This is a genomic window from Serratia proteamaculans, from assembly GCF_013337185.1.
Lineage (GTDB): Bacteria > Pseudomonadota > Gammaproteobacteria > Enterobacterales > Enterobacteriaceae > Serratia > Serratia proteamaculans_D.
This window is the reverse complement of the sequence record NZ_SWDE01000001.1, coordinates 270813-297230: the sequence shown is the minus strand read 5'-3', so window position 1 is coordinate 297230 and position 26418 is coordinate 270813. Positions and strand designations below refer to the sequence as shown.

The following is a 26418-nucleotide window of genomic DNA, read 5'->3' as shown; positions in this document are numbered from 1 at the left end:
AGATGCCTTGTACCGGGGCTTTTATAGCCATTGCTGCGGATGCTGTAAGCTTTAGTTACATATTCATCACATGAATATGACCTGTTTCAGACTTTTGTTATTGTCGTTGCATTTGATCATTAATAGTCTTGCAAGCATTCTAACAAAAGTCAGCTGCTAGCTAACTATACTGAGAAGCCATTCCCCACCCCCCGTGGGGATTTTTTTTGCTCAGACCGAAAGAGCTTTGCGCCGCACATCGCCTTGCCAATCTACCCACCACGAATATCCGTCATGTTTCGGCGTCGCCAGCTACCCTTAATTGATATCGCTTCGAACGATAGTCGTTACCCCTTTTTAGCGTTACCGAAACCGGCTAACCAATTGTAGAATTTACTAAAATCTGTTAAATTGATCACAAAAATGACGCTGGAGAAACCACGATGAAATTGGCGATATACAGCACTAAACAGTATGACCGTAAATATCTCGAACTGGTGAATCAGCAGTTTGGCTACGAGCTGGAGTTTTTCGACTTCCTGCTCAGTAAAAAAACCGCCAAAAACGCCGCCGGTTGCAAAGCCATCTGTATCTTCGTTAATGACGACGGCAGCCGTGAAGTCCTTGAAGAACTGGCGGCGCTGGGGGTAGAAACCCTGGCCCTGCGCTGTGCCGGTTTCAATAACGTGGATCTGGACGCCGCCAAAGAATTGGGCATCAAAGTGGTACGCGTACCGGCCTATTCGCCGGAAGCGGTCGCTGAACACGCCGTGGGTATGATGATGTGCCTGAATCGTCGTATTCACCGCGCCTATCAGCGCACCCGCGATGCCAACTTTTCGCTTGAGGGGTTGATTGGCTTCAATATGCATAACCGCACTGCCGGGGTGATTGGCACCGGTAAAATTGGCATCGCCACCATGCGGATCCTGAAAGGGTTTGGCATGAAGCTATTGGCCTATGACCCCTACCCAAGCGAGCAAGCGCTGGAGATGGGGGCCGAATATGTCGATCTGAAAACGCTGTACGCACAGTCCGACGTGATCACCCTGCACTGCCCGTTGACGCCGGAAAACCATCATTTGCTGGACAGCGATGCTTTCACCCTGATGAAAAACGGCGTGATGATTATCAACACCAGCCGTGGCGCACTGATTGACTCCTCGGCGGCGATTGATGCCTTGAAACAGCAGAAAATCGGCGCGCTGGGCATGGATGTGTATGAGAATGAACGCGACCTGTTCTTTGAAGACAAATCCAATGACGTGATCCAGGACGATATCTTCCGCCGCCTGTCAGCCTGTCACAACGTGTTGTTTACCGGTCACCAGGCTTTCCTGACCGAAGAGGCGCTGACCAGCATCTCGGAAACCACGCTGAAAAACATTCACCAATTGGAACAGGGCGAGAACTGCCCTAATCGGCTCAATGCCTGATATTTTAAACAAGGAAAGTCGATGAAAAAGTCCATCTCAGTGGCGTTAACGGCGCTGCTGTTAGCGGGGTGTGGAATGAGCCAGAACGGTAAAACGGTGACAGAAAGCGATCTGTTGCATCACAATTTTGCGCTGCAAAGCGTCGATGGCGTGGCGGTGAAGTCTCGCCCCGGCAACGGACCCAACCTTGAGTTCGGTGAGAAAATGCACGTTTCCGGCGCCATGTGTAACCACTTCTTTGGTGGCGGCCAGTTGCAAGACGGCGTGTTGACGGTGCCAGGGCTGGCTTCGACCCGCATGGCCTGCTCTGACCCGCAGCTCAACCAGTGGGATTGGCTGATTGGCGACGTGCTGGGCAAAGGGGCAAAAATCACCCTTGACGCTCAGAAATTGACACTGAGCGGCAGCGGCCACGTCCTGGTCTATACCCAGCGAGACTGGGTGCAGTAACCCCCTGTTCACCAGGCCCTGGCGGCCTGGTGTGCTTTCCTGTTTAACCGGCGGTTGAGCAGGCTCCCTGACCCAGAGTCCATTCTTCGCATTGCTTGCCATTCGGCATCTGGCACATTCTTACCGCCTCGCCATTTAAATTGTGCGTCACGGTAGTGGTACCGCCCACGCTGGCGCAGTTCGCGCTGGTCTGTAAGGTATTGATTCTGGCACTGTTGCCCTGCTGCACTGGCTCTTCATTTTTGCTGCTGCATGCGGCCAAAAGCAATACGGCGCTGGCCAGCAACCATTTCGATGTTGTCATTATTCCACTCCTGAACCCGAGACTACGCTGTGTAAAATCGCCATTGCCGATATACCCGTCGTCTTTCAAGCCGCAGCGTTGTTACCTGCACTCGCTCACCCCAGTTACTTACTCAAGTAAGCGCCTGGGGATGAGCGAGCTGGTCGCCTAGCTGCAACTCGAAACCCAAAGGGTATAACTCGCGTCACTTTATGCGGACACGTTTCGTTATCTTTGATGCAAACCTATTTAATCTAGCCTGATATATAAATAATGAAAATATATTCCTGCAATTATTTGGCGTTTATTTGAACGTTGTGATCATTCTTGGGGCCATCGGGGCTTTCACGCGGCTCAAGGAGCAGCCACCGTGCGGTCTGGGTGACAAGAGCGATGACAGGTTTGAAGGAAGGATTTGGGAGCAATGGACGGACTGGGAATTGTCAGACAATAGTAAAAAAACAGCGCCGACTTTGTTACTGGATGGATATAACTGATTCATTATTTTCAGTTATTATTACTGCGGCTTTCAGCCAGCGTCACTGAATGTCACGCTGGCTATTTTTACTTTAAAATAACAATTAGTGCGCCGCCGTTTTCGACAACAAATTAATCACCAGTACACCGGCAATAATTAACCCCATACCGAAAACTGCCGGCAGATCCAGTTTTTGCTGATAAACAAATACTGCCGCAATTGACACCAGAACAATGCCCATGCCTGACCAGATAGCGTAGACAATGCCCAGAGGCATGGTTTTAACCACCATCGACAGTCCCCAAAAAGCGACCGCGTAGCCGACCACCACCACCAGCGATGGCCACAGGCGGGTAAAGCCCTCTGAGGCTTTCAACATGGTGGTGGCGACCACTTCCGCCACAATCGCCATGGCTAAATACATAAATCCGCTCATCGTTTTTTTCTTCCGTAAGTTCACCTGCTCAACAGTATGACGTGCCGGAAATAAATTGTCGTTAAACAACCATGACAATTCGTCTTCGCGGCGTGATTTTAATACGGGAAATATCAATTTACAGTAACTCTGGTCGATTTTCCCACCGTCACACAAATGCGATAAAGGGCCAATATATCCCTCTGCTAGACTTTGTTAATTACTGCAAGAGGCGACTTTTGCAGCTTTTTGAGCAATGAAAGGTAAAGTCGATGATTACTACAGATGGTAATAATGCAGTCGCTTCCGTCGCCTATCGCGCCAGCGAAGTGATTGCCATCTACCCGATTACCCCCAGTTCGACCATGGCGGAACAGGCGGATGCCTGGTCCGGCGACGGCCGTCAGAATATCTGGGGCGACGTACCGCGAGTGGTGGAAATGCAGTCGGAAGGCGGTGCCATTGCCACGGTGCACGGTGCATTGCAAACCGGCGCACTGTCGACCTCATTTACCTCGTCGCAGGGCCTGCTGTTGATGATCCCGACGCTGTACAAACTGGCCGGTGAACTGACGCCGTTTGTCCTGCACGTCGCCGCACGTACCATCGCCACACACGCACTGTCGATTTTCGGCGACCATTCCGACGTGATGGCGGTACGCCAGACCGGCTGCGCCATGCTGTGCGCCAGTAACGTACAGGAAGCGCAGGACTTTGCTTTGATTTCTCAAACGGCGAGCCTCAACAGTCGCCTGCCGTTTATTCACTTTTTTGACGGTTTCCGCACCTCGCATGAAATCAACAAAATCGTCCCGCTGAGCGACGATGTCCTGCGCCAGATGCTGCCGCAGGAGGCGATTGATGCGCACCGCAGCCGCGCGCTGTCGCCGGACCATCCCGTGGTGCGCGGTACCTCCGCCAATCCGGATACCTACTTCCAGTCGCGTGAAGCCACCAACCCCTGGTACGACGGGGCCGGCCAGCACGTGATTGATGCGATGGACAAGTTTGCCCAGATCACCGGCCGGGCATATCAGCCTTTTGAATATTACGGCCATCCGCAGGCCGAACGCGTAGCGATCCTGATGGGGTCCGCTATCGGAACCTGCGAAGAAGCGATCGACGCCCTGCTGACTCGCGGTGAAAAAGTCGGCGTACTGAAAGTCAGGCTGTTCCGGCCATTTTCCGCGCAACACCTGCTCAGCGTGCTGCCGGAAAGCGCAACCAAAATCGCCGTACTGGATCGCACCAAGGAGCCAGGCGCGCTGGCGGAACCGCTGTATCTGGATGTGATGACCGCGCTGGCCGAAGCCTTCAGCAGGGGTGAACACGCCAGCATGCCAATGGTGATCGGTGGCCGTTATGGGTTGTCCTCAAAAGAGTTCGGGCCAGACTGCGCGTTGGCGGTATTTAAAGAACTGACGCTGGACAAACCGCGTCCGCGTTTTACCGTCGGTATTTTTGACGATGTGACCGGCCTTTCCCTGCCCCTCAGTGAAGAAACCCTGCCGCAGCGAGCCTCTCTGGAGGCGTTGTTCTACGGTCTGGGCAGCGACGGGTCGGTTTCCGCTACCAAAAACAACATCAAAATCATCGGCAACAGCACGCCGCTGTACGCACAGGGCTATTTTGTCTACGACTCGAAAAAGGCCGGTGGCCTGACGGTGTCGCATCTGCGCGTCAGTGAGCAGCCGATTAACTCGGCCTATCTGGTCAGCCGCGCTGACTTTGTCGGCTGTCACCAATTGCAGTTTATCGATACCTACCAGATGGCGGAGCGCCTGAAACCCGGCGGCATTTTCCTGCTCAATACCCCCTATGGTGCTGAAGAAATCTGGTCGCGGCTGCCGCAGGAAGTGCAGGCGGTGCTGCAACAGCGCCAGGCACGATTTTATATCATCAACGCCGCCAAACTGGCGCGGGAATGCCGACTTGGCGCGCGTATCAATACCGTGATGCAGATGGCGTTTTTCCACCTGACCCAAATCCTGCCGGGCGATGTGGCGCTGCAGCAATTGCGCGATGCCATTGCCCGCAGCTACAGCAGCAAAGGCCAGGATATTGTTGAACGCAACTGGCAGGCACTGGCCGCTACGCTCGATGCACTGATTGAGATCCCACTGCAGCCGATTGACGACAGCAGCCCAATGCGACCGCCGGTGGTGTCCGACGCCGCGCCTGACTTTGTCAAAACCGTCACCGCCGCGATGCTGGCCGGATTGGGCGATGCACTGCCAGTGTCCGCCTTCCCGCCGGACGGCACCTGGCCAGTGGGCACCACTCAGTGGGAAAAACGCAATATCGCCGAGGCGATCCCCATCTGGCAGCCGGATCTGTGCACCCAGTGCAACCACTGCGTTGCCGCCTGTCCGCACTCCGCCATTCGCGCCAAAGTGGTTCAGCCGGAGGCGATGCAACATGCCCCTGCCTCGCTGCAATCGCTGGATGTAAAAGCGCGCGATATGCGCGGCCAGAAATATGTGCTGCAGGTGGCGCCGGAAGACTGTACCGGTTGCAACCTGTGCGTTGAGGTGTGCCCGGCGAAAGACCGCCAGGATCCGGACATCAAGGCCATCAACATGGCGCCACGGCTGGAGCATCTGGCAGTGGAGAAAGAGCACTACGACTTCTTCCTGCAACTGCCGGAGATCGACCCGGCGCAGCTCGAGCGGATCGATATTCGTACCTCACAGTTGATTTCACCGCTGTTTGAGTACTCCGGCGCCTGTTCCGGCTGCGGTGAAACGCCGTACATCAAGCTGCTGACCCAGCTTTATGGCGACCGGCTACTGATTGCCAACGCCACCGGCTGTTCATCCATTTACGGCGGCAACCTGCCCACCACGCCTTACACCACCAATGCCGAAGGGCGCGGCCCGGCCTGGGCCAACTCGCTGTTTGAGGACAACGCCGAATTCGGTCTGGGCTTCCGCCTGACGGTCGACCAGCACCGCAGCCGCGTATTGCGCCTGTTGAACACGCTGGCACCACAGTTGCCGGCGCAGTTGGTTAATGCCCTGCAAATGGAGGATATTGCACCGGAACCGCGCCGCCAGCAGATTGCTGAACTGCGCGGCCTGTTGGCAAAAATCGAAGGCAACGATGCACGCCAACTGGCAACCGACGCCGATTATCTGGTGGATAAGTCCATCTGGCTGATTGGCGGCGATGGCTGGGCTTACGACATCGGGTTCGGTGGGTTGGATCACGTCCTCAGCCTGACCGAGAACGTCAACGTGCTGGTGCTGGATACCCAATGTTACTCCAACACCGGTGGCCAACAGTCGAAAGCCACCCCGCTGGGCGCAGTCACCAAGTTCGGTGAGCACGGCAAGCGCAAGGCACGTAAGGATCTGGGCGTCAGCATGATGATGTACGGCCATGTGTACGTGGCGCAAATCTCGCTGGGTGCGCAGCTCAACCAGACGGTGAAAGCGATTCAGGAAGCCGAGGCCTATCCGGGCCCATCGCTGATTATCGCCTACAGCCCCTGCGAAGAGCACGGTTACGATCTGGCGCTCAGTCACGACCAGATGAAACAACTGACCGCCACCGGTTTCTGGCCACTGTATCGCTTCGACCCGCGCCGCGCCGATGAGGGCAAACCTGCGCTGGCGCTGGACTCCCGACCGCCAAACAGCAACCTGACCGAAACCCTGCTAAAAGAGCAGCGCTTCCGTCGCCTGAACTCACAACAGCCGGAGGTCGCCAGTGCGCTGTATCAGGCCGCAGAGAAAGAGTTGAAGGAAAAGTACGACTTCCTCAGTCTACTGGCCGGCAAAGGGGAAAAATCCTCCGCCGAGTAAATCATCGGGGCGCGACCGGTTCGCGCCCCGCTTCCAGCCAACTTTGCCGCTGCGCTTCTTTCACCGCTCCCCGCACGTAGCTCGCCTTTCCCTGCCATTGCGCAGCATCAAATTGCGCCTTTTCAATCACCGCTTGATAACGCGTGGTTTTCAGCATGCTGTCGGCCTGGATCAGAAGTGGAACAAGGCGAACCCCAACCCGATCCAGACTCGGGTAAGGCCATGGCTGTGCCACATCAACATAGGGGGCCATAAAATTCAGCGCAGCCAACAATGAACTGCCTTGTTCGGTTCGGTAGTGCCAGAGATCAATCCCCTGACGTTGCGCCAAACCGGCCATCAGTACCAGGGCTTGCAAGTTAAAATAGCTGTAGTGGAACGACCGGGTGCGCAGCAACTCCTGCGGCTGCGAACCATTGACGGCAAGCTGCAAGTCCAGCTTTTGCTGCGTCAGCGTCGCCATATTGCGTACGACCTGATCACGCCCGAGCCAGGTAGCAATGCCCGCCACCTGTACCACATACCAACTGCCGTGATTATTCTTTGCAGCGGCCTCCTGCTTGCCGGCCGGGCTGTGCAGTAGCCAATCGAGATAACGGCCAAACCATTGCCGCAGTTGGCTTTCATCTTGCGCCGTCCAGCCCGGTGTCTGCTGCAGCAATAACAGGCTGTCGACAATGCGGGTGGAAAAATAACGTCCGTCCAGAATACCGTTACCCCGACCGTTGTCACGGCCCGGAATACCTTGGGCGTAAGTGAGATTCGGGTTCATCCGCGTTGCCGGGTTGATAAACCAGGTACGGATCAACTCAATCGCCCGGTCGCTATAGCGCCGTTGACCGGAAAAATACCCCGCCAGTGCCAGCGTCTGAACCCGCTGGGTGAACTCCGCCAAACGCACACCGTCACTTTGCTCATTCTTACTGGCCGGATTCACCTGTCCATCGCGGCGGATCCAGGGCAGCCCGTTGTCTTTGCTCGCATCCGGCCACCAATAAGCCCCCAGGCTCAGATAGTCATGCTTGTCTCCGCTCGGCGGCGTCAAACCTTTATCCGTGACGCTGAGCAACGGCTTTTGCAGCGCGCTGTCGGCGTCATGCATCAGCAGCCGGTAGTTTGCATCCCCTTGAGTCTGTGCTTTTACCTGTAACAGCTGCGGATGCTGCAAGAAAATGCAGCATTCAGTAGCGCTGGCGGCCAGCGGTGTCAGGCAAAATAACAGGCCAGCCTGCAGGCAGATGCGGATCATCAAACTGTTTCTCCATTATGATCAGACGTGACACTTATAATTTAATTCCTTAGCAAGAATCAGAGATAGTTTATTATTTTTAACAGCCATTATTCACCTCATGAGAATATGAATAACCACGAGGTGAATATGAGTGTCAATACCCTTCAGCTCCGCGAACAAAAATTTAGCAACACCATCGTTTCAGAGCCTTTACTGAAAAGAGATTTTTTACAGTTTAGTCTTATCAATGAATTGGCAATAAAAGACGACCCGAAACAGGAGTTGATGTCAGAAGCAGAACAACAACAGTCCATTTACGAGCTGATGAAATCCAGACCAGAGGGCGATTTATGGATTTTTGGCTATGGTTCTCTGGTTTGGAATCCGGCGATTCGATATGAAGAAAGGAGATCTGCCAGAATTAGTGGATGGCATCGAAAATTCTGTCTTTCAATTACCGCACTAAGAGCAACAGCCCGGCAGCCGGGACTAATGCTGGCCCTTGATAAGGGCGGGCGCTGTGATGGTACGGCGTACCGGATCTCGGAAGACAATATTCATCAGGAATTATCGCTGCTCTGGCGCAGAGAAATGATGTGCAGCGGTTATATACCGCGCTGGGTACCGATAACAGATCACAATGACATGCCCTTTGGCTGGGCTCTGGCTTTCACCATTGATTCTGAACACCCTAAGTACGTTGGGGATCTGGTTGAAAACGCTATTGCTCAACATTTATCTGTAGCGTCAGGCAGTCTCGGAAGCGCCGCAGATTATCTTTTCAGAACCTTTGAAGGACTTCAGGCCAATGGTATTCGTGATGGCCATCTTGAAAGACTCACCCGTCTTGTACGTAATTTAATTAATTAAAAAGCAAGAAACAGAGTTTTATTTAATGACCTGAGAATTAATTTATAGCCAAGCCGCTGAAATACGCCGGTGATGAATCAGAACATTAACAGAGGGATCCAAAATGAGTTCGAAACAAGAGCAGAACAAAGCCATCGTCGGACGTTGGTTTACTGAATTCTGGGGAGAAAACCCGGACCTGTCTGTGGTGGATGAATTGGCGTCTCCGAATATGGTACTGCACTACTCATTGCATCAACCACGACACGGACATGCAGATATCAAAGCGTTCATGACGGATTTTCGCAAAGCATTCCCCGATCTTAATTTTTGGGGAACAGCAGAGCTTATCGCTGAAGGTGACTACGTAGTAGGCCAATGGGAAGGCGGCGGTACCCACACCGGACCAGCACATAATGATTTTCTTGTGGGCGGGTTACCTGCAGCGACCGGTCGTAAAATGCATTTTACCGGGATCACTATTCTGAAAATCGTCGATGGCAAAATTGTCGAGGAACGAGGGCTGGACGACGGGGTTGCAGCCCTGACTCAGCTCAGTTTAATTGTTCCGACACGAGATATTTCCTGAGTCGTTACTCTGTTGATGAAAAAGCCCGCTATGCGGGCTTTTTCATCAACAGAGTCTTGTACTGACGACCATTATCTGGCCGTGGCTGATCTGGCTTCCTCGAGTTCCTAACCACTTTGCGATGGTAAAAAAATTTGATCGCAATAAGCGGATATTTAACACCGGTGGCCATCGTTATGCTGAAAGTGTCAATCAGACATCGAGGTGAAAAATGAAACGCGAAACGAATACCACAATACAGCATCTGTTCCGAGCCAAAAACGACGTCATTAGCGAGCCCATACTTTATGCCGTGACAACCAGTCTGTTTGGTCTGGTTCTGGTCGGATGTACTACTCGCGGGATTTGTGCCATTTTTCTGGCCGATGACAAATCTAATCTCCTTACGCAACTCAGACAGGCGTTCCCGAGCGCGGAGACTACGGAATCTCCCGAAACGCTGACTCGTCAGGTGAAACAGGTTAAGGATCTGCTTGAAAATAACGTAGTCGAGGGAGAAATGACTCTCGATATTGGTGGAGCAGCGTTTGAACAGCGGGTCTGGAAAGCGCTCTGTGATATTCCTGTCGGCACGACCCGAAGCTACAGCCGGATTGCGGCCATTATAGGCTCGCCTGATGCCGCCCGCGCGGTTGCCGGAGCCTGTGCGGCAAACATTCTGGCGGTAGCGATCCCCTGTCACCGCGTGGTCCGTCAGGACGGTACCCTGTCCGGATATCGTTGGGGCGTGGAGCGAAAACGCGCACTGCTGGCATTTGAGGCTGCTCACAGCGCCCCGGGGGCGCGGCAATGACCATCCATCATTCTCCCCTCATGTCTCCGGCACAAATCTATAACTGGGAGGCTGCAGCCCGTTCACTTGACGAATTTGGCAACGCGGTGTTACCGAAGCTCTTATCCCCCGAACAGTGTGATGCACTTTCTGCGTTATACGGACAGAAAGAAGGTTTCCGGTCCCGGATCATTATGTCCCGCCACGGCTTTGGTCGTGGCGAATACAAATATTTTTCTTATCCCTTACCAAGCCTGCTCGATGAACTACGCCATTCCCTCTATGCCCGCATAGCACCACTGGCGAACCGATGGAACCGGTATTTGGGCATAGGGGAAGAATATCCCGCGGAACTGGATACCTATATACGACACTGTCATTCCGCCGGGCAAATCCGTCCCACCCCGCTACTTTTGCAGTACGGTGTTGGTGATTACAACTGCCTGCATCAAGATTTGTACGGCGAGCATGTATTCCCGATGCAGGTTGCTATTTTATTGTCTGAGCCGGGTGTTGATTTTGACGGAGGCGAGTTTGTGATGACAGAACAGGCATCGCGCAGCCGGCGGGCTGAGGTTGTGGCACTGAACAAGGGGGATGCCGTGGTGTTTACCGTCAACCAGAGGCCGATATCTGGCAGGCGCAGGCCGGCAAAAGTCGCGATGAGGCACGGTGTCAGCCGAATCACCCGGGGCCACCGGTATACGATGGGGATTATATTTCATGATGCGAGGTGAAAATGCAGTTTCCTGAAATGTTTGGATAAAGACCTTCACGGCAATTTACCAGACGATTTCAGGATACAACCTTGAGTAATACCAGCAAGAATCGGAGTGTTTGCGGTTGAATTAAATTCTACTCTGTCTCCGCTACTCTAATGATGGGACATTGATTATGAGCAAAACCTCGGCATATCAGACCGACGACGAACGTTGGATGGCCGTTCAGTTGCGTGATGCGGGTGCGGATGGGCATTTTGTGTACGCTGTGCGTACCACGGGTGTTTATTGTCACCCCAGCTCGACCGCCCGCCTGCCAAAACGTGAGAATGTAGTATTTTTCCGCACGCAGGAAGACGCTGTGGCCGCAGGTTACCGGAGCAGTCGCCGGGCGGTAGCGGACAAAACCAGTGCAGCAGAAGGACGTGCAAAATTGATTGCCCGAGCCTGCCGCATGGTTGAAGCCGCCGAGACACCTCCGCGCCTGGAAGATATAGCGCAAGAAATCGGAATGAGCCCGTTCCATTTTCACCGCCTGTTCAAGTCTGAAACCGGACTGACTCCCAAGGAATACAGTTCAGCTTACCGTGCCCGTAAACTGCGTGAGGAATTGACCCAGCCGGGGGCTTCAATTACCGATGCCATCTATGATGCGGGATATAATTCAAACAGCCGTTTCTATGAAGAATCGAATAAGTTACTTGGCATGCGCGCTCGTGATTATCGAGCGGGCGGGATCGGGGCCATTATCCGGTTCGCCGTTGGGCAATGTTCGCTGGGCGCGATTCTGGTCGCACAAAGCCAGCGAGGGATTTGCGCCATTCTGCTCGGTGATGACCCGGAAGCATTACTTCGTGGTCTTCAGGATCAATTTCCGAAGGCTGAGCTTATTGGTTGTGACAGTGAGTTTGAATCACTTATTGCACAGGTAGTGGGATTCATTGAAGCGCCGTCTCTTGGGCTGCACCTTCCTTTAGATGTCCAGGGGACAGCGTTCCAGGAACGTGTCTGGCGGGCCCTGCGGGATATTCCGCCCGGCACCACCGTCAGCTATGCGGACATTGCCCGGCAGATCGGTTCGCCCAAAGCGGTTCGGGCCGTTGCTCGTGCATGTGCCACTAACCACATTGCGGTTGCCATTCCCTGTCACCGTGTCGTCAGGCAGAACGGTGACCTGGCAGGATACCGCTGGGGAATTGAGCGCAAACGTGAATTGCTGCGCCGGGAAACGGCTACAGATATCTGATGGAGAGCCTCACCATGCTGAATATGTTGACCCGGCTGAAAGAGATTGACTGGAACGACATTAACCATCAACTGGATGCTGAAGGCTACGCGGTGCTGCCCGGGATGCTGGATGCCGATAACTATCATGAACTGAGCGATGCCGGCCATAGGGCCGAAACGCTGGAACAACGTGATTCAGGTTGCGGAACCCTGCATTGCTATCCTTCTGGTTTGCCTTCCTCACTCGCGGCTTGGCGGGAAAACCTGTATCGCTATCTGGTACCCACGGCCAACCGCTGGAATGAGATCCTCAACGCCGGGTTTCGTTATCCTGGGGAGTGGGCAACATTTCGGAAAATCAATCAGGATGCCGGGCAGATCCATGAACTGACTCACCTGAACCTGCTGAGTGTCGGGGACTATGCCTGTCTTACCCAGCAGAACGAGGGGGATCATCGGTTCCCTCTCCAGATCGTGGCCGTACTGTCCAATGAATTTACTGGCGGTGAGTTTATCATGACAGAACAACGTCCCCGGATGCAGTCACGGCCTCTGGTGGTTCCGCTCAGACCGGGAGACATGGCCATTATCGCAGCTGCAGAAAGGCCCTTTCGCGGGACGAAAGGCTATTACCGGGTGACCAGCCGACATGCCATCAGCCGTGTTCGTTCCGGATTGCGGGTCGGGCTGGAGATGTCTTTCCACTGCAAGGCTTGACTAAAGGTCACAACGGATATGAATCAAAACCGGTACCAGCAATATGACTGGCCTCTTTGATATTCGGCTCAGTGATCCACACCCTAAAAATTTTCCGAGAGGATCATCTTGCCCAACAAGGGGATAGCTGTGGATCGTCTCGCCCCTGACTTTCTTTATGGTTGTAATGGCTAAAACTCGCTTATACTGTATATAAAAACAGTATAGAGAAATGCACCATGAAACACTTTTTCCCCACACCAACCCCAGAGAAACAGTTCTTTCCACTTTACGCCGATAACGTTCCCGCGGGCTTCCCCAGCCCCGCGCAAGACTATATACACGCGCGGATCGACCTCAACGAGTACTGCATTAGCCACCCTTCGGCGACTTACTTTCTGATCGCTTCAGGAGAAAGCATGATCGAAGCCGGGATCACCGATGGATCCATGCTGGTAGTCGATCGAAGCATTGGTGCCTGCCACGGCGATATCGTGATCGCCAGCATCGCAGGCGAGTTCACGGTTAAACGCCTGTGCCTGCACCCTGTCAGACAGCTTGAGCCGATGAACCCGACATTCAGGCCGATTCCACTCCCCGATGATGGTGAAGAACTGGACATTGTCGGCGTGGTGGTTTCAACCATCACCAGGCTGAAATAATGTACGCCCTGGCCGATGTAAACAACTTCTATGCGAGTTGTGAAACGCTGTGGCGTCCGGACCTGCGTGGCCGACCGATTGTTGTGCTGTCGAACAACGACGGCTGCGTGGTGGCACAGAGCAAAGAGGCAAAGGCTCTGGGTCTGAAAACAGGCGCGCCCTATTTCAAGATAAAGCATGATTTTGAGCGTGCCGGCGGCATCGCATTCAGCAGCAACTACGAGCTGTACGCCGATATGTCGATGCGAGTGATGGCCGTGCTCGAAGAAATGGCGCCGCGGACCGAAATGTACTCTATCGACGAAAGCTTCCTTGATCTTGCCGGGGTAGAAAATTGTGTCGATCTGGCTCAGTTCGGGCGCCAGGTACGCACCCGCGTTCTGCAATGCACCGGCCTCACCGTCGGCGTCGGTATTGCCCAGACCAAGACGCTGGCAAAGCTGGCGAACTACGCGGCGAAAAAATGGAGTCAGACCCAAGGCGTGGTTGACCTTTCCAACCTGGAGCGGCAGCGAAAATTAATGGATAAAGTACCGGTAGCAGAAGTCTGGGGCATCGGTCGGCGCATAACCAAAGAATTGCAAAATATGGGGATCGAAAGCGCACTGCAGTTGGCGGATGCAAGTACCACGATGATCCGCAAGCATTTCAGCGTGGTGGTTGAACGCACGGTTCGTGAACTGCGCGGTGAACCCTGTTTGTCACTCGAGGAGTTTGCCCCCAGCAAACAGCAGATCATTTGCAGCAGGTCTTTTGGCGAACGCGTCACTGAATACCAGGATATGCATCAGGCGATCTGTATGCACGCTTCCCGTGCGGCAGAGAAACTGCGTGCGGAACACCAGTATTGCCGAAATATCAATGCATGGGTTAAAACCAGTCCCTTCTCGGCCAATGAAAAGTATTACGGCAACACCGCGAGCATCAGGCTCAATACGCCGACGCAGGATACGCGCGACATCATCGCCGCTGCGATTCGATGCCTTGACAAGATTTGGCAGCCCGGTCACCGTTATCTAAAAGCCGGCGTTATGCTACAAGACTTTTACTCGCAAGGCGTCGCTCAGTTGGACCTGTTCGATGAGTATCAGCCACGGCCTAACAGCGCACGCTTAATGGCCGCTTTGGATAAAATCAATCAGTCAGGCCATGCCGGGATCTGGTTTGCCGGGCAAGGAAACCAACAGACATGGTCGATGAAGCGTGAGTTTCTCTCTCCCGCTTACACCACGCGGGTGGCCGATTTGCCGCGTGCCCGCGTGTACTGAGGCAAGCAAACCGCCTTTGCGGCCTGGGGTGTATGGATGAAATACCCAAGCAGCCCATAGAATGCTAAACTCGCTGCCTAAAACTTTATGCCCATAGTGCCCCCAATTGAGAACGAGCACGATTTAAATGTCAGAACAACAAACAGTTAGTCAAAAAGAACAGTACAATCTGAACAAATTGCAAAAGCGCCTGCGTCGTAACGTGGGCCAGGCGATCGCCGATTTCAACATGATTGAGGAAGGCGACCGCATCATGGTTTGCCTGTCCGGCGGCAAAGACAGCTACACCATGCTGGAGATTTTGCGCAACCTGCAGCAGAGCGCACCGGTCAATTTCTCGCTGATTGCGGTCAACCTCGATCAAAAACAACCTGGTTTCCCCGAGCATATTCTGCCGGCCTATCTGGAAAGCCTGGGGGTGGAATACCAGATTGTTGAGGAAAACACCTACAGCATCGTCAAGGACAAGATCCCTGAGGGCAAAACCACCTGCTCACTGTGTTCACGCCTGCGCCGCGGTATCCTTTACCGCACCGCTACCGAGCTGGGGGCCACCAAAATTGCCCTTGGCCACCACCGTGACGACATTCTGCAGACGCTGTTCCTCAACATGTTCTACGGCGGCAAGCTGAAAGGTATGCCACCCAAGTTGATGAGCGACGATGGCAAACACGTGGTGATTCGCCCGCTGGCTTATTGCCGTGAAAAAGACATTGAGCGTTTCTCGGTTGCCAAAGGCTTCCCGATTATCCCGTGCAACCTGTGCGGCTCGCAGCCTAATCTGCAACGCCAGGTCATTGGCGACATGCTGCGCGACTGGGATAAACGTTATCCTGGCCGCCTGGAAACCATGTTCAGCGCGATGCAAAACGTCGTGCCTTCGCACCTGAGCGACTACAACCTGTTTGATTTCAAAGGGATTCAGCACGGCAGCGAAGTGGTTGACGGTGGCGATCTGGCCTTTGACCGTGAAGATATTCCGATGCAACCGATCGGCTGGCAACCGGAGGATGCGGATGACGCCGTCCCGGTGCGCTTAGACGTACTCGAAATCAAGTAAGTCGTTATTCCGCCCGCACGCTGTGGGCGGAAATTTCCCTTCATCAGTTTTCGATCCCGCTCGCAATTTCAGCAGAATTCATCGGACAGTGCCGTTTTTATTCTATACTGTGTTTTTATACAGTCACTGGAGATTACCGATGAACATTACTCCCTGCTTGTCTCACGTTTCGCTCGGCAGCAACAATTTTGACGCCGCAGCCGACTTCTACGATCGAACCCTTGCCGCACTAGGTTGCCGACGGGTATTGGAACACCCAGGTGCCATTGGTTATGGGCGTGACTATCCGGAATTCTGGTTGCAGGTACCGATCGACGGTAAACCGGCCACTACCGGCAATGGCCTGCACGTGGGGTTTTTCGCCACCAGCAAACAGCAGGTCGATGATTTCTACCGCCAGGCGTTGCAGGCCGGTGCGACAGATGAAGGTGCTCCCGGTTCACGACCACACTATGGCGAAGCCTATTACGGCTGTTTTGTTCGGGATCTGGACGGACACAAGATCGAGGCCAGTTTCTGGGATGAGAGTGCGGCCTGACGGGCAAATTGCAGACAAAAAAATGCCGGTGATTAAACCGGCATCGTATGAATCAATGTGCTATGCAGTAATTCTAAATATAAGAAAGTAAGACAATTATGGAGCACAACGCCCATCGCTTGACGTTGTATTCACCTGCGAGATAGATCATGCCCCATTTCCCCCCGGCAAAAGTTGATATCGCTCAATGTTAACCGGGTTATCAGCGCTTTTTGGCTACAGCCAGCGGCGTCGCTTCAGCCACCAGCCCAGACCGAACACCAATCCGGTCAGCGTCAGGCAAAACGCAGCAAAACCAAAAGGGTTACCGCCGCCCGGAATGCCACCCAGGTTGACGCCGAACAACCCGGTCAAAAAGGTCGTCGGCAAAAACACCATCGCCAATAATGACATGGTGTAGGTGCGGCGGTTCATGGCATCGGCCATCACGGTGGTGATTTCGTCAGAAAGGATCGCGGTACGGGCAATGCTGCCGTCCAGATCATCCAGGCCGCGCCCTAACCGATCGGCAATATCCTGCATGCGACGACGGTCGTCATCATTCATCCAGGGCAGACGATCGCTGGCCAGCCGGGAGAATACATCACGCTGCGGTGCCATATAGCGGCGCAGTACGATCAGTTGTTTGCGGATCAGCGCCAGTTGCCCGCGTTCGGGAACCTGCTGCTCCAACAGCGAATCCTCCAGATCGATGATCTTGTCATGCAGATCCTCGATAAACTCACTGGCGTGATCGGTCAGCGCATCCGATATTTCCACCAGCCAATTACCGCTGTTGGTCGGCCCGCTACCGCTTTGCAGGTCATTCACCACCTGGTCAATGGAATAAACTTTGCGATGGCGGGTGGAAACAATCAGTTTATCCGTCATGTAGACGCGAATGGTCACCAACTGATCCGGCCGCGAGTTGGCGTTAAAATTAATGCTGCGCAGTGTGATCATGGTGCCATCGCCCACCTTGCTGACGCGCGGCCGCGAACTTTCGCCAGACAACGCCTCTCTGACCGCATCCGGCAGCAGTGGCGTGGTGGCCAGCCATTCGGCGCTGGCAGGGTGCGCATAATCGAGATGCAGCCAGCAAGGCTCATCGCAGGTGACTTTGTCATCGTAATCAATCGATGTTACCCCGCCCTTGCCATCAAGCTGGTAGGCATACACTGCGTCAGGAACCTGTAACTCGCGCCCCTCAATGACTTCCATTCCTCATCCCCCTCTGCTTTCAGTTATCCCAGAGTCTAGCGTTAATGCCAGGCGGATCAAAGATGAAGCCGTGCGAATGCTGCACCAGGAAGAGCCTTATGCGCTAACATGGATAAATAACGCACAATGCGCGGCCGGGCATCCAATGAAATCCACTTCGACATTCTTGTTAGCCTCTGTTTTGGCGTTTGCTCCAGCACCGTTTCATTTGCTGTTTGCCGCCGATAACTCACTCAACACTATCGCTGATGCATACCGGGTCAAACTAGCGGACTCAGCGGGTGATTTGCCTTACTTCGTCGCAAAATCTCATGGCCCCACACCACACAGCGCGTTAATCGTTATGCACGGGCATCCCAGAGATGCAGGCAAAACGCTGGCCGCTGCCTTAACGGCGGCCCAGCGTACCGCCAAAACCAATAACCGGCTGCTGGTTGCCCCGCTGTTCCCGGTTAGCGATGCGCAAGCCGCACACTGTCATTCCCCCGGAGTGCCCCCCGCGCAGGCAGGTGACGCACTCTGGAGCTGCAGTTCCTGGATCGAAGGGGGGCTGGACAGCCAGGGGAATACCGGCTCATTTGCTGCACTGGATAGTCTGCTTACCGAGCTGAAAACAAAATGGCCAACGGTACAGTCAGTGACCATCGCCGGCTTCTCCGCCGGGGCACAGTTTGTGCAGCACTATGTCGGGTTCGCCCATCCGCCGGCCGGCGTGAAGCTGCGTTACGTCATCGCCGACCCCGGCAGTTGGCTCTATTTCGATAGTCGACGGCCGCAGCCGGTAAAGAATGGTCGCCCTGCCGACTGGCGCGACTGTAATCAACAAGGTGACTGTAGCTTTGATTGGGTTGAGGTCAGGAACGATGCCTGCCCGAACGTCGATCGTTGGAAATACGGTATTGAAACGGTTCCGACCTTTCTCGACCAAAACCGTGCAAGGGTGCGCCAGCGCTATGCAACGGCGGATATCACCTATCTTGAAGGCGAGAAGGATACCGGCAGCGCACCCGGCACTTTCTACAAAATACTCGATAAGTCTTGCGCAGCGCAGGCGCAAGGCCCCTACCGACTGCAGCGCGGTATCGCCTATGCCGCTTACGACCGTCACTTTATTGCGCCGCACGCCAAACGTGATTTACTGATCGTTCCCAGCTGTGCCCACGACGTCGCTTGCGTATTTCCATCGACGACAGGCCGCAGCGCATTGTTTGATGCCCCCTAATCCTGCCACCTAAGTAAAAACCCCGCTGATGCGGGGTTTGATAGCAACACATGGGATTACCGCGATAGATCAATGCTTCAAAATATACATCGTCTGGCTGTAAGCCACGTCTTCCGGATTGGTGATCGGGTAGCCTTTCACCCAGGGTTTGATCAGTCGGCCATTGGTGTACTGATAAATTGGCGCGATCGGTGCCTGTTCGGCGATGATCTGCTCAAGTTTGTTGTAGTCAGTGGTCAAGGCTGCCGGACTGGTTTCACGGCTGGCCTGCGCTAGCAGCTTGTCGTAATCTGCACTCTTGAATTTGGCAATATTACCGCTGTGAGTGGAGCTTAACAGCGACAGGAAGGTCGAAGCTTCATTGTAATCGCCGACCCAGGAAGCACGCACCACGTCGAAATTGCCGGTGTTACGGCTATCGATATAGGTTTTCCATTCCTGGTTTTGCAGCTTGACGTCAATACCGAGCGTTTTCTTCCACATGGAAGCCACGGCAATCGCAATTTTCTGATGACTTTCCGAAGTATTGTACAACAGCGTCAGTTTCAGCGGATTGTTCGGGCCATAGCCGGCCGCCTGCATCAACGCCTTGGCCTGCGCATCCAGTTCCGCCTGTGATTGCTGTTGTAACAGGCTCACTTCCGGCTTAAACCCGGCGGTGACATCCGGAGTGAAGTGGTACGCCGGTTTTTCACCGGTCCCCAACACTTTTTCGGCGATAATTTTGCGATCGATAGCGTAAGACAATGCCTTGCGCACCCGCACATCGTTAGTCGGCGCACGTTGGGTATTAAAAGCATAATAATAGGTGCCGAGCTGATCCGGGGTATAGACCTGGTCCGGGATGTCTTTCAGCAGCTTTTGGTACATGTTTTTCGGGAAGGACTCGGTGATGTCGATATCGCCGGCCAGATAACGCTTGGTGGCGTTGGATTCCTGGTTGATCGGCACAAAGGTCACTTTGGTCAGCACCGTGTGCGCATGATCCCAATAGTGATCGTTTGGTGTCAGCACCAGCTTCTCGTTAACGACCCGCTCCTGCAGTTTAAACGCCCCGTTACCGACCAAATTGCCGACCTTGGTCCAGTCGTTGCCAAATTTCTCTACCACTGCCTTGTTGGCCGGGAACAGGCTGAAGTTAGCCGTCAGGCTGACAAAATACGGCACCGGTTTATTCAACTGTACTTTGAAGGTGTAATCATCCAGCGCGGTTACGCCAAGCTTATCGGCGGGCAGTTTGCCGGTAATAATCTCATCGGCGTTTTGGATGCCGGCCAGTTGGGCAAACCAGGCAAAAGGTGACAAGTTCTTTGGCTCAACCAAGCGTTGCCAGCTATAAACAAAATCTTTCGCCGTGACAGGGTCACCATTAGACCAGCGTGCATCTTTACGCAGGGTGAAAATATAGGTTTGGTTATCCGTGGTTTGCCAGCGGGTGGCGACGCCTGGGATCACCTTGCCGTTGGCATCCTGGTTTACCAGCCCTTCAAACAGATCACGCGCCAATTGCGCTTCCGGCAGGCCCACCGCTTTGATGGGATCAAGTGAGGCCGGCTCATCTTTGATATGGCGAACAATTTCCTGTTTCTCCGCCAGCGTGGTACCTGGGGGAACCTGAGCCGCCATTGCGCTGCTCAACCCTGCGCCAATCGCCACGGCACACAGCGCCAAACGAAAACCCTGTTGAATTTTTTTTCTCGTCATTCTGATCCATCCCCCGTTAACCATCTGAATTTTTTATCTTATAGCACAAGATTAGTCTCACCTAGAGTTCCCGGCGGACAAGATGTAAAAACTGGGGGCCAGGCAATAAAAATGCCCGCACGACGGTGTCGATACGGGCATTTTCTGTTAGCCGACTTTATTAGTCGTAAAGGTGAATGCTATTGATGCGGTAGCTAAATTCCTCACCCTCTTCTTCATCAAAAATGGTGAAGAAGCCTTTCTCGGCCAACGGTTTGGCATGAATATCGGTTTTCTGCATCTGGCGCGACTCGGCATCGTCAAAACCATAGTCGAGATAGAAGCTGTTTTTCTGGTAATCGACGTGCAGGGTAAACGGATAGTTGGACTCATCGCCACGCCCGTCGTCGTTTTTCACCACGCCAAACCATTCCCCCTGACGGATCTGGTTTTCTTCGTCCACGCCGCACAACAGCGTGATGGTATCCTTATCATTTTCGCTATAGCTGGCAACTATTCTGGCTACTGGCATGTTAAATCCCCTGTTTGGTTATTGGGTTAGCTTTGCCGATAGTATAACAACAGCGAACAAAATAGCTGGCGTGGTTTTATTGGCTTCACCAATCAATGTTCAGCACGGTTTTGCCGCGTGAGCCACCGGCTTTGCTCTGCGCCAGCATTTCCGGTGCCTGTTTGATCGATACCAGACGTTCCACAGGCACCTGCAACTCACCGCGCGCTACGCTCTGCAACAGCTGCTCCAGCTCATCCGCGCTGATTTGCGCCTCAAGATTGCCGCCACGCAGGCCTTGTTGCAGCATCTGCTCCGGTGCTGCCGACCAAATGGTGCTCAGCGCCACGCCGCCCTTACGCAGAATCACCAGCAAGGCGCTGAATGCTTCGGCATTGCTGACCAGATCGATCATACCGTCAATGCCCTGCGGATACTGTTGTTGAACCTGCTGCAGCACGGGTGCCTGGTGATGATCAATCACCTTCTCCGCCCCCAACTCACGCAATGCTGCCTCGGCATCAGCACCACCGGTGGCGATCACTTTCAGCCCCTGGCGCTTGGCCAATTGGATAACGAAGCGCCCAACGCCGCCGGTCGCCCCCACCACCAGCAGCGTCGCCCCCGCGGTCAGTTGCAGTTTCTCAACCAGTTTCAGCGCGGTACCGGCCGCAATCGGCAGGGCCGCTGCCTTGGTCAAACTCACCTCATCGGGCACCTTTGCCAACACCGCACGTTGGTCGATCGCCGCATACTGGGCGTAGCTGCCGGCACCGACAACGCCGAACATAAACTTGCCGGCCACCCGTTCGTTGACGCTGAAGCCGGTGACATCATCGGCGACCGCCTCCACTACGCCTGCACCGTCAGTACCGATCACCAAGGGGAAAACGTGGGGCAATTTCCCCTGCAGCATGCCGTCGGCAATCCGCCAGTCAACCGGGTTTAGCCCGGCAGCGGCCATTTTGACCAGGATCTGGCCGGGTTGTAGCGAAGGTTTGGCGATCTCTACCTGTTCTGGCGTAGCACCGAGTTGTTTGACTGCAATGGCTTTCATGAGGAACTCCAGTTTATCTGTTCATAATAGGAGTCAGTGTAGCGAACCCAAGATCGTCCGCCAGCCATCAATAATCGGATTCACTGTTCAGAAATTTATGACAATCAATTTTGTCACCGGGTGAGAAATTGCTCTGGGAAAGTTAAGTGAAAGCGTAATACACTGAATAAAATGATAATCACTCTCGACCTTTAAATCAGGGACTACATCATGATCCAGCATCGACCGCGCAGTGAACGTGGCCAATTGGCCGTTGCAGGAGAGAATTACGGCAGTTCGCTGTTGGGTGCACCACTGCTCTATTTCCCGGCGGCCGTCAGCAGCCCGGAAACCGGGTTGATTATTGCCGGTACCCACGGCGATGAGAGCGCCGCTATCGTCACCCTATCCTGCGCGCTGCGCAGCATTGCGCCAAACCAACTGCGCCACCACGTGGTACTGGCGGTCAATCCCGACGGTTGCCAGCTCGGGTTACGTGCCAACGCTAACGGGGTAGATTTGAACCGTAACTTCCCGGCGGCCAACTGGCGTTCGAGGGATACGGTTTATCGTTGGAACAGCGCCGCAGAGGCGCGGGATGTAAAACTCTCTACCGGCGGCCGCCCAGGCTCCGAACCGGAAACCCAGGGGCTGTGTCATCTGATCCATCGGTTGAAACCACACTGGGTGGTGTCGTTCCACGAGCCATTGGCCTGCATTGAAGACCCGGCCAGTTCACAGCTTGGCGTCTGGCTTTCGCATAAGTTTGCTCTGCCGCTGGTCACCAGCGTCGGTTACGAGACACCGGGATCATTCGGCAGTTGGTGCGCCGATTTGTCACTGCCTTGTATTACCGCAGAGTTCCCGCCGATCTCGGCCGATGCGGCCAGCGAAAAATACCTCAACGCGATGGTAGAATTGCTGACTTACCCAGGCTAAACCGGCTATGGGGCGAGATTAATCGCCCCACATTCAAAATTCAGCCCCGGTTCAACGTCATTCGCCAGCCAGGTCGGGCCGTCCAAATCGACGAATCGCGCGCCCGGTGCCAGCGGCAATGCGGCGTTTATCGCCCGCGAAGTGCACAACATGCAGCCGAGCATAATAGCGAACCCTTGTTGTCGCGCTTCCTGCGCCAGCGCCAACCCTTCAGTCAGGCCGCCGGTTTTATCCAGCTTGATATTGACCATCTGATAACGACCGGCCAGCTTGGGTAAATCGCCGCGGGTGTGGCAACTTTCATCGGCGCAAATAGGCAACGGGTGAATAAAGTTTTCCAGTGCGCTGTCATCCGTCGCCGGCAGCGGTTGCTCCAGCATCGCCACGCCCAAATCAGCCAACAGTTGGCAGCGCGCCGCCAGCCCTTCCGCCTGCCAGGACTCATTGGCATCGACAATCAACGTGGTATCCGGCACCGCCGCACGGATCGCCACCAGCCGTTCGCTGATCAGATGGTTGTCCAGTTTGATTTTCAGCAAGCGTGCCCCTTGCTGCTCAAGTTCACGCGCGGCGAAGGCCATGGCTTCCGGAGAACCTATGCTAACGGTTTGCGCCATCAGAATGCGTTCCGGCTCGGCAACAGCGCTGCGTTGCCAGCGACTCTGGCCGCTCAGTTGACACTCCAAATCCCACAAGGCGGAATCTACTGCATTACGTGCCGCGCCGGCCGGCATCAGCTGTTGCAATTGTTCACGCGTCACGCCCTGTTCGACCGCCGCCGCCACTTCAGCCAGCAGTTCCATCACCGAAGTTTCGCTTTCACCGTAGCGCGGATAAGGCGTGCATTCACCAATGCCCCGCACACCCTGCTGCTCAATTTCGACCACCACTACTTTGGCTTCGGTGCGGCTGCCGCGAGCAATAACAAAGGCGGTATGCAGCGGCCAGGCTTCTGGGTAAAAACGCATGCTTCTCATAACGGCTCCTGAGCGGAAATTACGTAGAAAATCGGGCTGACGCGTGGGTGTTTTTTTGGACACACTCTAATATATACAACTATTTAGCAAACTTTATCTATTCAACCCACAATTGTTGACATAAACTGAGGCCAGGGTGTGAACCTAATGTTAAAAGCGGCCCAAAGGCCCTCTTATTAGGCTCATGCCCTTTGTATAAACACCTGTAAAAGGAATCAAGCTAATGACTCAGACAGTACATTTTCAAGGCAACCCGGTTAGCGTTGCAGGCCACCTGCCACAGTCCGGCGAACAAGCCAAAGCCTTCTCACTGGTTGCCAAAGACTTGTCAGACGTGGCGCTGAGCAGCTTCGCGGGTCAACGCAAAGTTCTGAACATTTTCCCAAGTATCGATACCGGCGTTTGCGCGACTTCGGTACGTACCTTCAACCAACTGGCCAGCGGCCTGGATAACACCGTAGTGCTGTGCATCTCGGCCGACCTGCCGTTCGCCCAATCACGTTTCTGCGGTGCAGAAGGCCTGGACAACGTAGTCACCCTGTCCACCCTGCGTGGCGCTGAATTCAAACAGGCCTACGGCGTTGAAATCGCTGAAGGCCCACTGGCAGGCCTGACCGCACGCGCGGTTGTGGTGCTGGATGGCCAGGACAACGTGTTGTACAGCGAGTTGGTGAATGAAATCACCACCGAGCCGAACTACGATGCGGCGCTGGCTGCACTGAAGTAATGCCAGGAGGCCGACGAATGCCGGCCTCTAAAAGTTGAAACGGGCGCTTATGGCGCCCGTTTTTTTATTCTTCGCTTTCCCCACCAGGCTTACGGCTACTGAGCCCATATTCGCGCAACTTATTGGCGATCGCGGTATGCGAAACCCCCAGGCGTTTCGCCAGTTTTCTGGTGCTCGGGTAGGTACGGTACAAACGGGTCAGCACCGAACGTTCGAAACGCTTGCTGATGTCGTCAAGCGAGCCGTCCATCACCTCATCACCCAGCGACATTTCAACCTCGAACTCCGGCAGTACAATGTCCTGCGGACGAAGTTCGAAACCTTCGGTTTGCGTCAACGCCCGGTAAATGGCGTTTTTTAACTGTCGTACGTTGCCAGGCCAGCCATATTTGCTGAGGAAACTGCCCAGATCACTGGCCAGCTTCGGTCGCGCTACTCCCTGCTCATCGGCAAAACGCGCCACAAACAGTTCGGTCAGCGGCATGATGTCCTGTGGACGCTCACGCAGCGGCGGAATGGTGATGGTCAACACGTTAAGGCGATAGTAGAGATCTTCACGGAACTCACCACGCTGCACCAGTTCGGTCAGGTTTTTCTGCGTCGCGCAAATTACCCGCACATCCACATGGACCTCGTGTTCTTCACCTACGCGGCGGAAAGTGCCATCGTTAATGAAACGCAGCAGTTTGGTCTGCATGCGCGGCGACATCTCACCGATTTCATCCAGCAGCACCGAACCACCGTGCGCCTGTTCGAAGAAGCCCTTCTTGCCTTCCAGCGCATTCGGGTAAGCTCCCGGCGCATGGCCGAACAGCTCACTTTCCGCGACGTCATCCGGCAATGCGGCACAGTTCAGCGCCAGGAACGGCTGCTTGCCACGCGGGCTGCGTAAATGGCAGGCCCGGGCCAGAATATCTTTGCCAGTGCCGGTGTCGCCCACGATCAACAGTGGCGCATCCAGCATCGCCAATTTGCGCGCTTGCTCCAGCACGTGGCGCATTTTCGGGCTGGCGGCAACGATATGATCAAACTCGGTATCATCGTTTACCGACAGATTCTGTAGCTGACGCCCCATCCGGGCCGTGGATTTCAGCATCACTACCGCGCCTACGGCGGCGTTCTGCTGGTTTTCGTCTTCCAGGTAGATGGGCGTGATATCCATCAGGAAGTCCTGACTGCGGATCACCACCCGCTCCGATTGTGGCGCCGTCTGTTCGCTTTCCAGCCAGCGGTTGAAGTTATAACCGCCAATCAATGCGGTGGCCGTCTGGTTGCGGATTTTGTCTTCGCTAAGCCCGAACAGCGCCTGTGCAGCCGGGTTGGCCAGTTCGACTTTGCCTTTCATATCGATCGAGAACACCGGCTCAGGCATCGACTCCAACAGCGCGCGCAGTGCGCGGTGTTCGCGTTCAGACGGCATGAAATTCACGGTGCGCACATCGGTCACGCCAGCAATGCGGCGGATTTCCACCATCAGCGCACGGAAGGTGTCAAAATCCAGTTGGGAAAAATTGAGGTAAATGCGGCCGATGGGATCGATTTCGATGCCACGTAAATCTATGCTGCGCAATACCAAAAGATCGAGTAACTCTCGAGTCAGACCGATCCGGTCTTCGCAAAAAACTTCCAAACGCATCAGTATTGGCCTTATCTCTGCAGGTGCGG

25 protein-coding genes are annotated in these 26418 nt (G+C 54.4%); 16 read left to right on the top strand and 9 right to left on the bottom strand.

Annotated elements, in window-relative coordinates; all coding sequences use genetic code 11:
• The first annotated feature begins 422 nt into the window (after positions 1-422).
• Positions 423-1415 (top strand): 2-hydroxyacid dehydrogenase, encoded by a 993-nt coding sequence (locus FCL49_RS01475; protein ID WP_174352112.1) that lies wholly within the window; start codon positions 423-425, stop codon positions 1413-1415.
• 21 nt (positions 1416-1436) lie between these two features.
• A complete protein-coding gene (gene hslJ, locus FCL49_RS01470; protein WP_174352111.1) occupies positions 1437-1865 on the top strand; it encodes a heat shock protein HslJ in 429 nt (142 codons plus the stop codon).
• A gap of 43 nt (positions 1866-1908) precedes the next feature.
• Here hslJ and FCL49_RS01465 read toward each other — a convergent pair whose 3' ends face one another.
• Positions 1909-2169 carry a DUF333 domain-containing protein gene (locus FCL49_RS01465; protein ID WP_174352110.1) on the bottom strand — a complete coding sequence of 87 codons (261 nt, stop codon included), beginning with the start codon at positions 2167-2169 and terminating at the stop codon, positions 1909-1911.
• 560 nt (positions 2170-2729) lie between these two features.
• Positions 2730-3062, bottom strand: a complete 333-nt coding sequence (locus tag FCL49_RS01460; RefSeq protein ID WP_135316743.1) for an SMR family transporter — start codon at positions 3060-3062, stop codon at positions 2730-2732.
• A gap of 251 nt (positions 3063-3313) precedes the next feature.
• Here FCL49_RS01460 and nifJ point away from each other — a divergent pair, with 251 nt between their 5' ends.
• Positions 3314-6847: a pyruvate:ferredoxin (flavodoxin) oxidoreductase gene (gene nifJ, locus FCL49_RS01455; RefSeq protein WP_174352109.1), complete on the top strand. Its 3534-nt coding sequence runs from the start codon at positions 3314-3316 to the stop codon at positions 6845-6847.
• A 1-nt stretch (position 6848) separates the two neighbouring features.
• Here the strand turns inward: nifJ and FCL49_RS01450 are convergent, their stop codons facing one another.
• Entirely contained in the window at positions 6849-8093 is a 1245-nt protein-coding gene (locus tag FCL49_RS01450; RefSeq protein WP_174353429.1) for an alginate lyase family protein, read from the bottom strand.
• Positions 8094-8225: 132 nt separating this feature from the next.
• On the opposite strand from FCL49_RS01450, the gene FCL49_RS01445 reads away from it, so the two are divergent.
• From FCL49_RS01445 to FCL49_RS01400, 10 genes are all read left to right on the top strand, one after another.
• Positions 8226-8948 carry a gamma-glutamylcyclotransferase gene (locus FCL49_RS01445; protein WP_174352108.1) on the top strand — a complete coding sequence of 241 codons (723 nt, stop codon included), beginning with the start codon at positions 8226-8228 and terminating at the stop codon, positions 8946-8948.
• A 103-nt stretch (positions 8949-9051) separates the two neighbouring features.
• On the top strand, positions 9052-9516 hold the full coding sequence (locus FCL49_RS01440; RefSeq protein WP_174352107.1) for an ester cyclase: 465 nt from the start codon (positions 9052-9054) through the stop codon (positions 9514-9516).
• A gap of 211 nt (positions 9517-9727) precedes the next feature.
• Positions 9728-10309, top strand: a complete 582-nt coding sequence (locus tag FCL49_RS01435) for a methylated-DNA--[protein]-cysteine S-methyltransferase (protein ID WP_174352106.1) — start codon at positions 9728-9730, stop codon at positions 10307-10309.
• Positions 10306-11025, top strand: coding sequence for a 2OG-Fe(II) oxygenase (locus FCL49_RS01430; RefSeq protein ID WP_254611033.1), 720 nt, complete (start codon positions 10306-10308; stop codon positions 11023-11025). Before FCL49_RS01435 ends, FCL49_RS01430 begins: the two co-directional genes overlap by 4 nt.
• 157 nt (positions 11026-11182) lie before the next feature.
• The gene (gene ada / locus FCL49_RS01425; RefSeq protein WP_174352105.1) at positions 11183-12253 is read left to right on the top strand and encodes a bifunctional DNA-binding transcriptional regulator/O6-methylguanine-DNA methyltransferase Ada; all 1071 of its coding nucleotides are present in this window, start codon (positions 11183-11185) and stop codon (positions 12251-12253) included.
• 14 nt (positions 12254-12267) lie between these two features.
• Complete coding sequence (locus FCL49_RS01420; RefSeq protein WP_174352104.1) at positions 12268-12951, top strand: 2OG-Fe(II) oxygenase; 684 nt, start codon at positions 12268-12270, stop codon at positions 12949-12951.
• A gap of 218 nt (positions 12952-13169) precedes the next feature.
• Positions 13170-13592: a translesion error-prone DNA polymerase V autoproteolytic subunit gene (gene umuD, locus FCL49_RS01415; protein WP_174352103.1), complete on the top strand. Its 423-nt coding sequence runs from the start codon at positions 13170-13172 to the stop codon at positions 13590-13592.
• On the top strand, positions 13592-14860 hold the full coding sequence (gene umuC / locus FCL49_RS01410; RefSeq protein WP_174352102.1) for a translesion error-prone DNA polymerase V subunit UmuC: 1269 nt from the start codon (positions 13592-13594) through the stop codon (positions 14858-14860). The genes umuD and umuC overlap by 1 nt, the downstream gene beginning before the upstream one ends.
• A 127-nt stretch (positions 14861-14987) precedes the next feature.
• Complete coding sequence (ttcA, locus tag FCL49_RS01405; protein WP_174352101.1) at positions 14988-15920, top strand: tRNA 2-thiocytidine(32) synthetase TtcA; 933 nt, start codon at positions 14988-14990, stop codon at positions 15918-15920.
• A gap of 139 nt (positions 15921-16059) precedes the next feature.
• On the top strand, positions 16060-16458 hold the full coding sequence (locus FCL49_RS01400) for a VOC family protein (protein ID WP_174352100.1): 399 nt from the start codon (positions 16060-16062) through the stop codon (positions 16456-16458).
• Positions 16459-16674: 216 nt separating this feature from the next.
• Here FCL49_RS01400 and zntB read toward each other — a convergent pair whose 3' ends face one another.
• Positions 16675-17658 carry a zinc transporter ZntB gene (gene zntB / locus FCL49_RS01395; protein ID WP_174352099.1) on the bottom strand — a complete coding sequence of 328 codons (984 nt, stop codon included), beginning with the start codon at positions 17656-17658 and terminating at the stop codon, positions 16675-16677.
• A gap of 145 nt (positions 17659-17803) precedes the next feature.
• Between zntB and FCL49_RS01390 the strand changes: the two genes are divergently transcribed.
• Complete coding sequence (locus FCL49_RS01390; RefSeq protein WP_174352098.1) at positions 17804-18880, top strand: hypothetical protein; 1077 nt, start codon at positions 17804-17806, stop codon at positions 18878-18880.
• Positions 18881-18949: 69 nt separating this feature from the next.
• On the opposite strand, the gene FCL49_RS01385 is transcribed toward FCL49_RS01390, so the two are convergent.
• The 3 genes from FCL49_RS01385 to FCL49_RS01375 all read right to left on the bottom strand — a co-directional run bounded on the left by FCL49_RS01385 (position 18950) and on the right by FCL49_RS01375 (position 22131).
• The gene (locus FCL49_RS01385; RefSeq protein WP_174352097.1) at positions 18950-20584 is read right to left on the bottom strand and encodes a peptide ABC transporter substrate-binding protein; all 1635 of its coding nucleotides are present in this window, start codon (positions 20582-20584) and stop codon (positions 18950-18952) included.
• Between the two features lie 160 nt (positions 20585-20744).
• The gene (locus FCL49_RS01380; RefSeq protein ID WP_012145340.1) at positions 20745-21095 is read right to left on the bottom strand and encodes a hypothetical protein; all 351 of its coding nucleotides are present in this window, start codon (positions 21093-21095) and stop codon (positions 20745-20747) included.
• Between the two features lie 85 nt (positions 21096-21180).
• Complete coding sequence (locus FCL49_RS01375) at positions 21181-22131, bottom strand: NADP-dependent oxidoreductase (RefSeq protein WP_174352096.1); 951 nt, start codon at positions 22129-22131, stop codon at positions 21181-21183.
• A gap of 210 nt (positions 22132-22341) precedes the next feature.
• On the opposite strand from FCL49_RS01375, the gene mpaA reads away from it, so the two are divergent.
• Positions 22342-23049 (top strand): murein tripeptide amidase MpaA, encoded by a 708-nt coding sequence (mpaA, locus tag FCL49_RS01370; protein WP_174352095.1) that lies wholly within the window; start codon positions 22342-22344, stop codon positions 23047-23049.
• A 5-nt stretch (positions 23050-23054) separates the two neighbouring features.
• Here mpaA and ycjG read toward each other — a convergent pair whose 3' ends face one another.
• Positions 23055-24026, bottom strand: a complete 972-nt coding sequence (gene ycjG, locus FCL49_RS01365; protein ID WP_174352094.1) for an L-Ala-D/L-Glu epimerase — start codon at positions 24024-24026, stop codon at positions 23055-23057.
• Positions 24027-24249: 223 nt separating this feature from the next.
• On the opposite strand from ycjG, the gene tpx reads away from it, so the two are divergent.
• Positions 24250-24753, top strand: coding sequence for a thiol peroxidase (tpx, locus tag FCL49_RS01360; protein ID WP_174352093.1), 504 nt, complete (start codon positions 24250-24252; stop codon positions 24751-24753).
• A gap of 64 nt (positions 24754-24817) precedes the next feature.
• On the opposite strand, the gene tyrR is transcribed toward tpx, so the two are convergent.
• Complete coding sequence (gene tyrR / locus FCL49_RS01355) at positions 24818-26389, bottom strand: transcriptional regulator TyrR (RefSeq protein ID WP_174352092.1); 1572 nt, start codon at positions 26387-26389, stop codon at positions 24818-24820.
• Positions 26390-26418: the final 29 nt, after the last annotated feature.

Coding starts and splice junctions, on each gene's coding strand:
- hslJ (WP_174352111.1), top strand. CDS start 1,437: ATGAAAAAGTCCATCTCAGTGGCGTTAACGGCGCTGCTGTTAGCGGGG.
- FCL49_RS01385 (WP_174352097.1), bottom strand. CDS start 20,584: ATGACGAGAAAAAAAATTCAACAGGGTTTTCGTTTGGCGCTGTGTGCC.
- umuD (WP_174352103.1), top strand. CDS start 13,170: ATGAAACACTTTTTCCCCACACCAACCCCAGAGAAACAGTTCTTTCCA.
- nifJ (WP_174352109.1), top strand. CDS start 3,314: ATGATTACTACAGATGGTAATAATGCAGTCGCTTCCGTCGCCTATCGC.
- FCL49_RS01375 (WP_174352096.1), bottom strand. CDS start 22,131: ATGAAAGCCATTGCAGTCAAACAACTCGGTGCTACGCCAGAACAGGTA.
- mpaA (WP_174352095.1), top strand. CDS start 22,342: ATGATCCAGCATCGACCGCGCAGTGAACGTGGCCAATTGGCCGTTGCA.
- FCL49_RS01475 (WP_174352112.1), top strand. CDS start 423: ATGAAATTGGCGATATACAGCACTAAACAGTATGACCGTAAATATCTC.
- ycjG (WP_174352094.1), bottom strand. CDS start 24,026: ATGAGAAGCATGCGTTTTTACCCAGAAGCCTGGCCGCTGCATACCGCC.
- tpx (WP_174352093.1), top strand. CDS start 24,250: ATGACTCAGACAGTACATTTTCAAGGCAACCCGGTTAGCGTTGCAGGC.
- umuC (WP_174352102.1), top strand. CDS start 13,592: ATGTACGCCCTGGCCGATGTAAACAACTTCTATGCGAGTTGTGAAACG.
- FCL49_RS01465 (WP_174352110.1), bottom strand. CDS start 2,169: ATGACAACATCGAAATGGTTGCTGGCCAGCGCCGTATTGCTTTTGGCC.
- tyrR (WP_174352092.1), bottom strand. CDS start 26,389: ATGCGTTTGGAAGTTTTTTGCGAAGACCGGATCGGTCTGACTCGAGAG.
- ada (WP_174352105.1), top strand. CDS start 11,183: ATGAGCAAAACCTCGGCATATCAGACCGACGACGAACGTTGGATGGCC.
- FCL49_RS01445 (WP_174352108.1), top strand. CDS start 8,226: ATGAGTGTCAATACCCTTCAGCTCCGCGAACAAAAATTTAGCAACACC.
- FCL49_RS01460 (WP_135316743.1), bottom strand. CDS start 3,062: ATGAGCGGATTTATGTATTTAGCCATGGCGATTGTGGCGGAAGTGGTC.
- FCL49_RS01435 (WP_174352106.1), top strand. CDS start 9,728: ATGAAACGCGAAACGAATACCACAATACAGCATCTGTTCCGAGCCAAA.
- FCL49_RS01380 (WP_012145340.1), bottom strand. CDS start 21,095: ATGCCAGTAGCCAGAATAGTTGCCAGCTATAGCGAAAATGATAAGGAT.
- FCL49_RS01420 (WP_174352104.1), top strand. CDS start 12,268: ATGCTGAATATGTTGACCCGGCTGAAAGAGATTGACTGGAACGACATT.
- FCL49_RS01390 (WP_174352098.1), top strand. CDS start 17,804: ATGAAATCCACTTCGACATTCTTGTTAGCCTCTGTTTTGGCGTTTGCT.
- zntB (WP_174352099.1), bottom strand. CDS start 17,658: ATGGAAGTCATTGAGGGGCGCGAGTTACAGGTTCCTGACGCAGTGTAT.
- FCL49_RS01400 (WP_174352100.1), top strand. CDS start 16,060: ATGAACATTACTCCCTGCTTGTCTCACGTTTCGCTCGGCAGCAACAAT.
- ttcA (WP_174352101.1), top strand. CDS start 14,988: ATGTCAGAACAACAAACAGTTAGTCAAAAAGAACAGTACAATCTGAAC.
- FCL49_RS01440 (WP_174352107.1), top strand. CDS start 9,052: ATGAGTTCGAAACAAGAGCAGAACAAAGCCATCGTCGGACGTTGGTTT.
- FCL49_RS01430 (WP_254611033.1), top strand. CDS start 10,306: ATGACCATCCATCATTCTCCCCTCATGTCTCCGGCACAAATCTATAAC.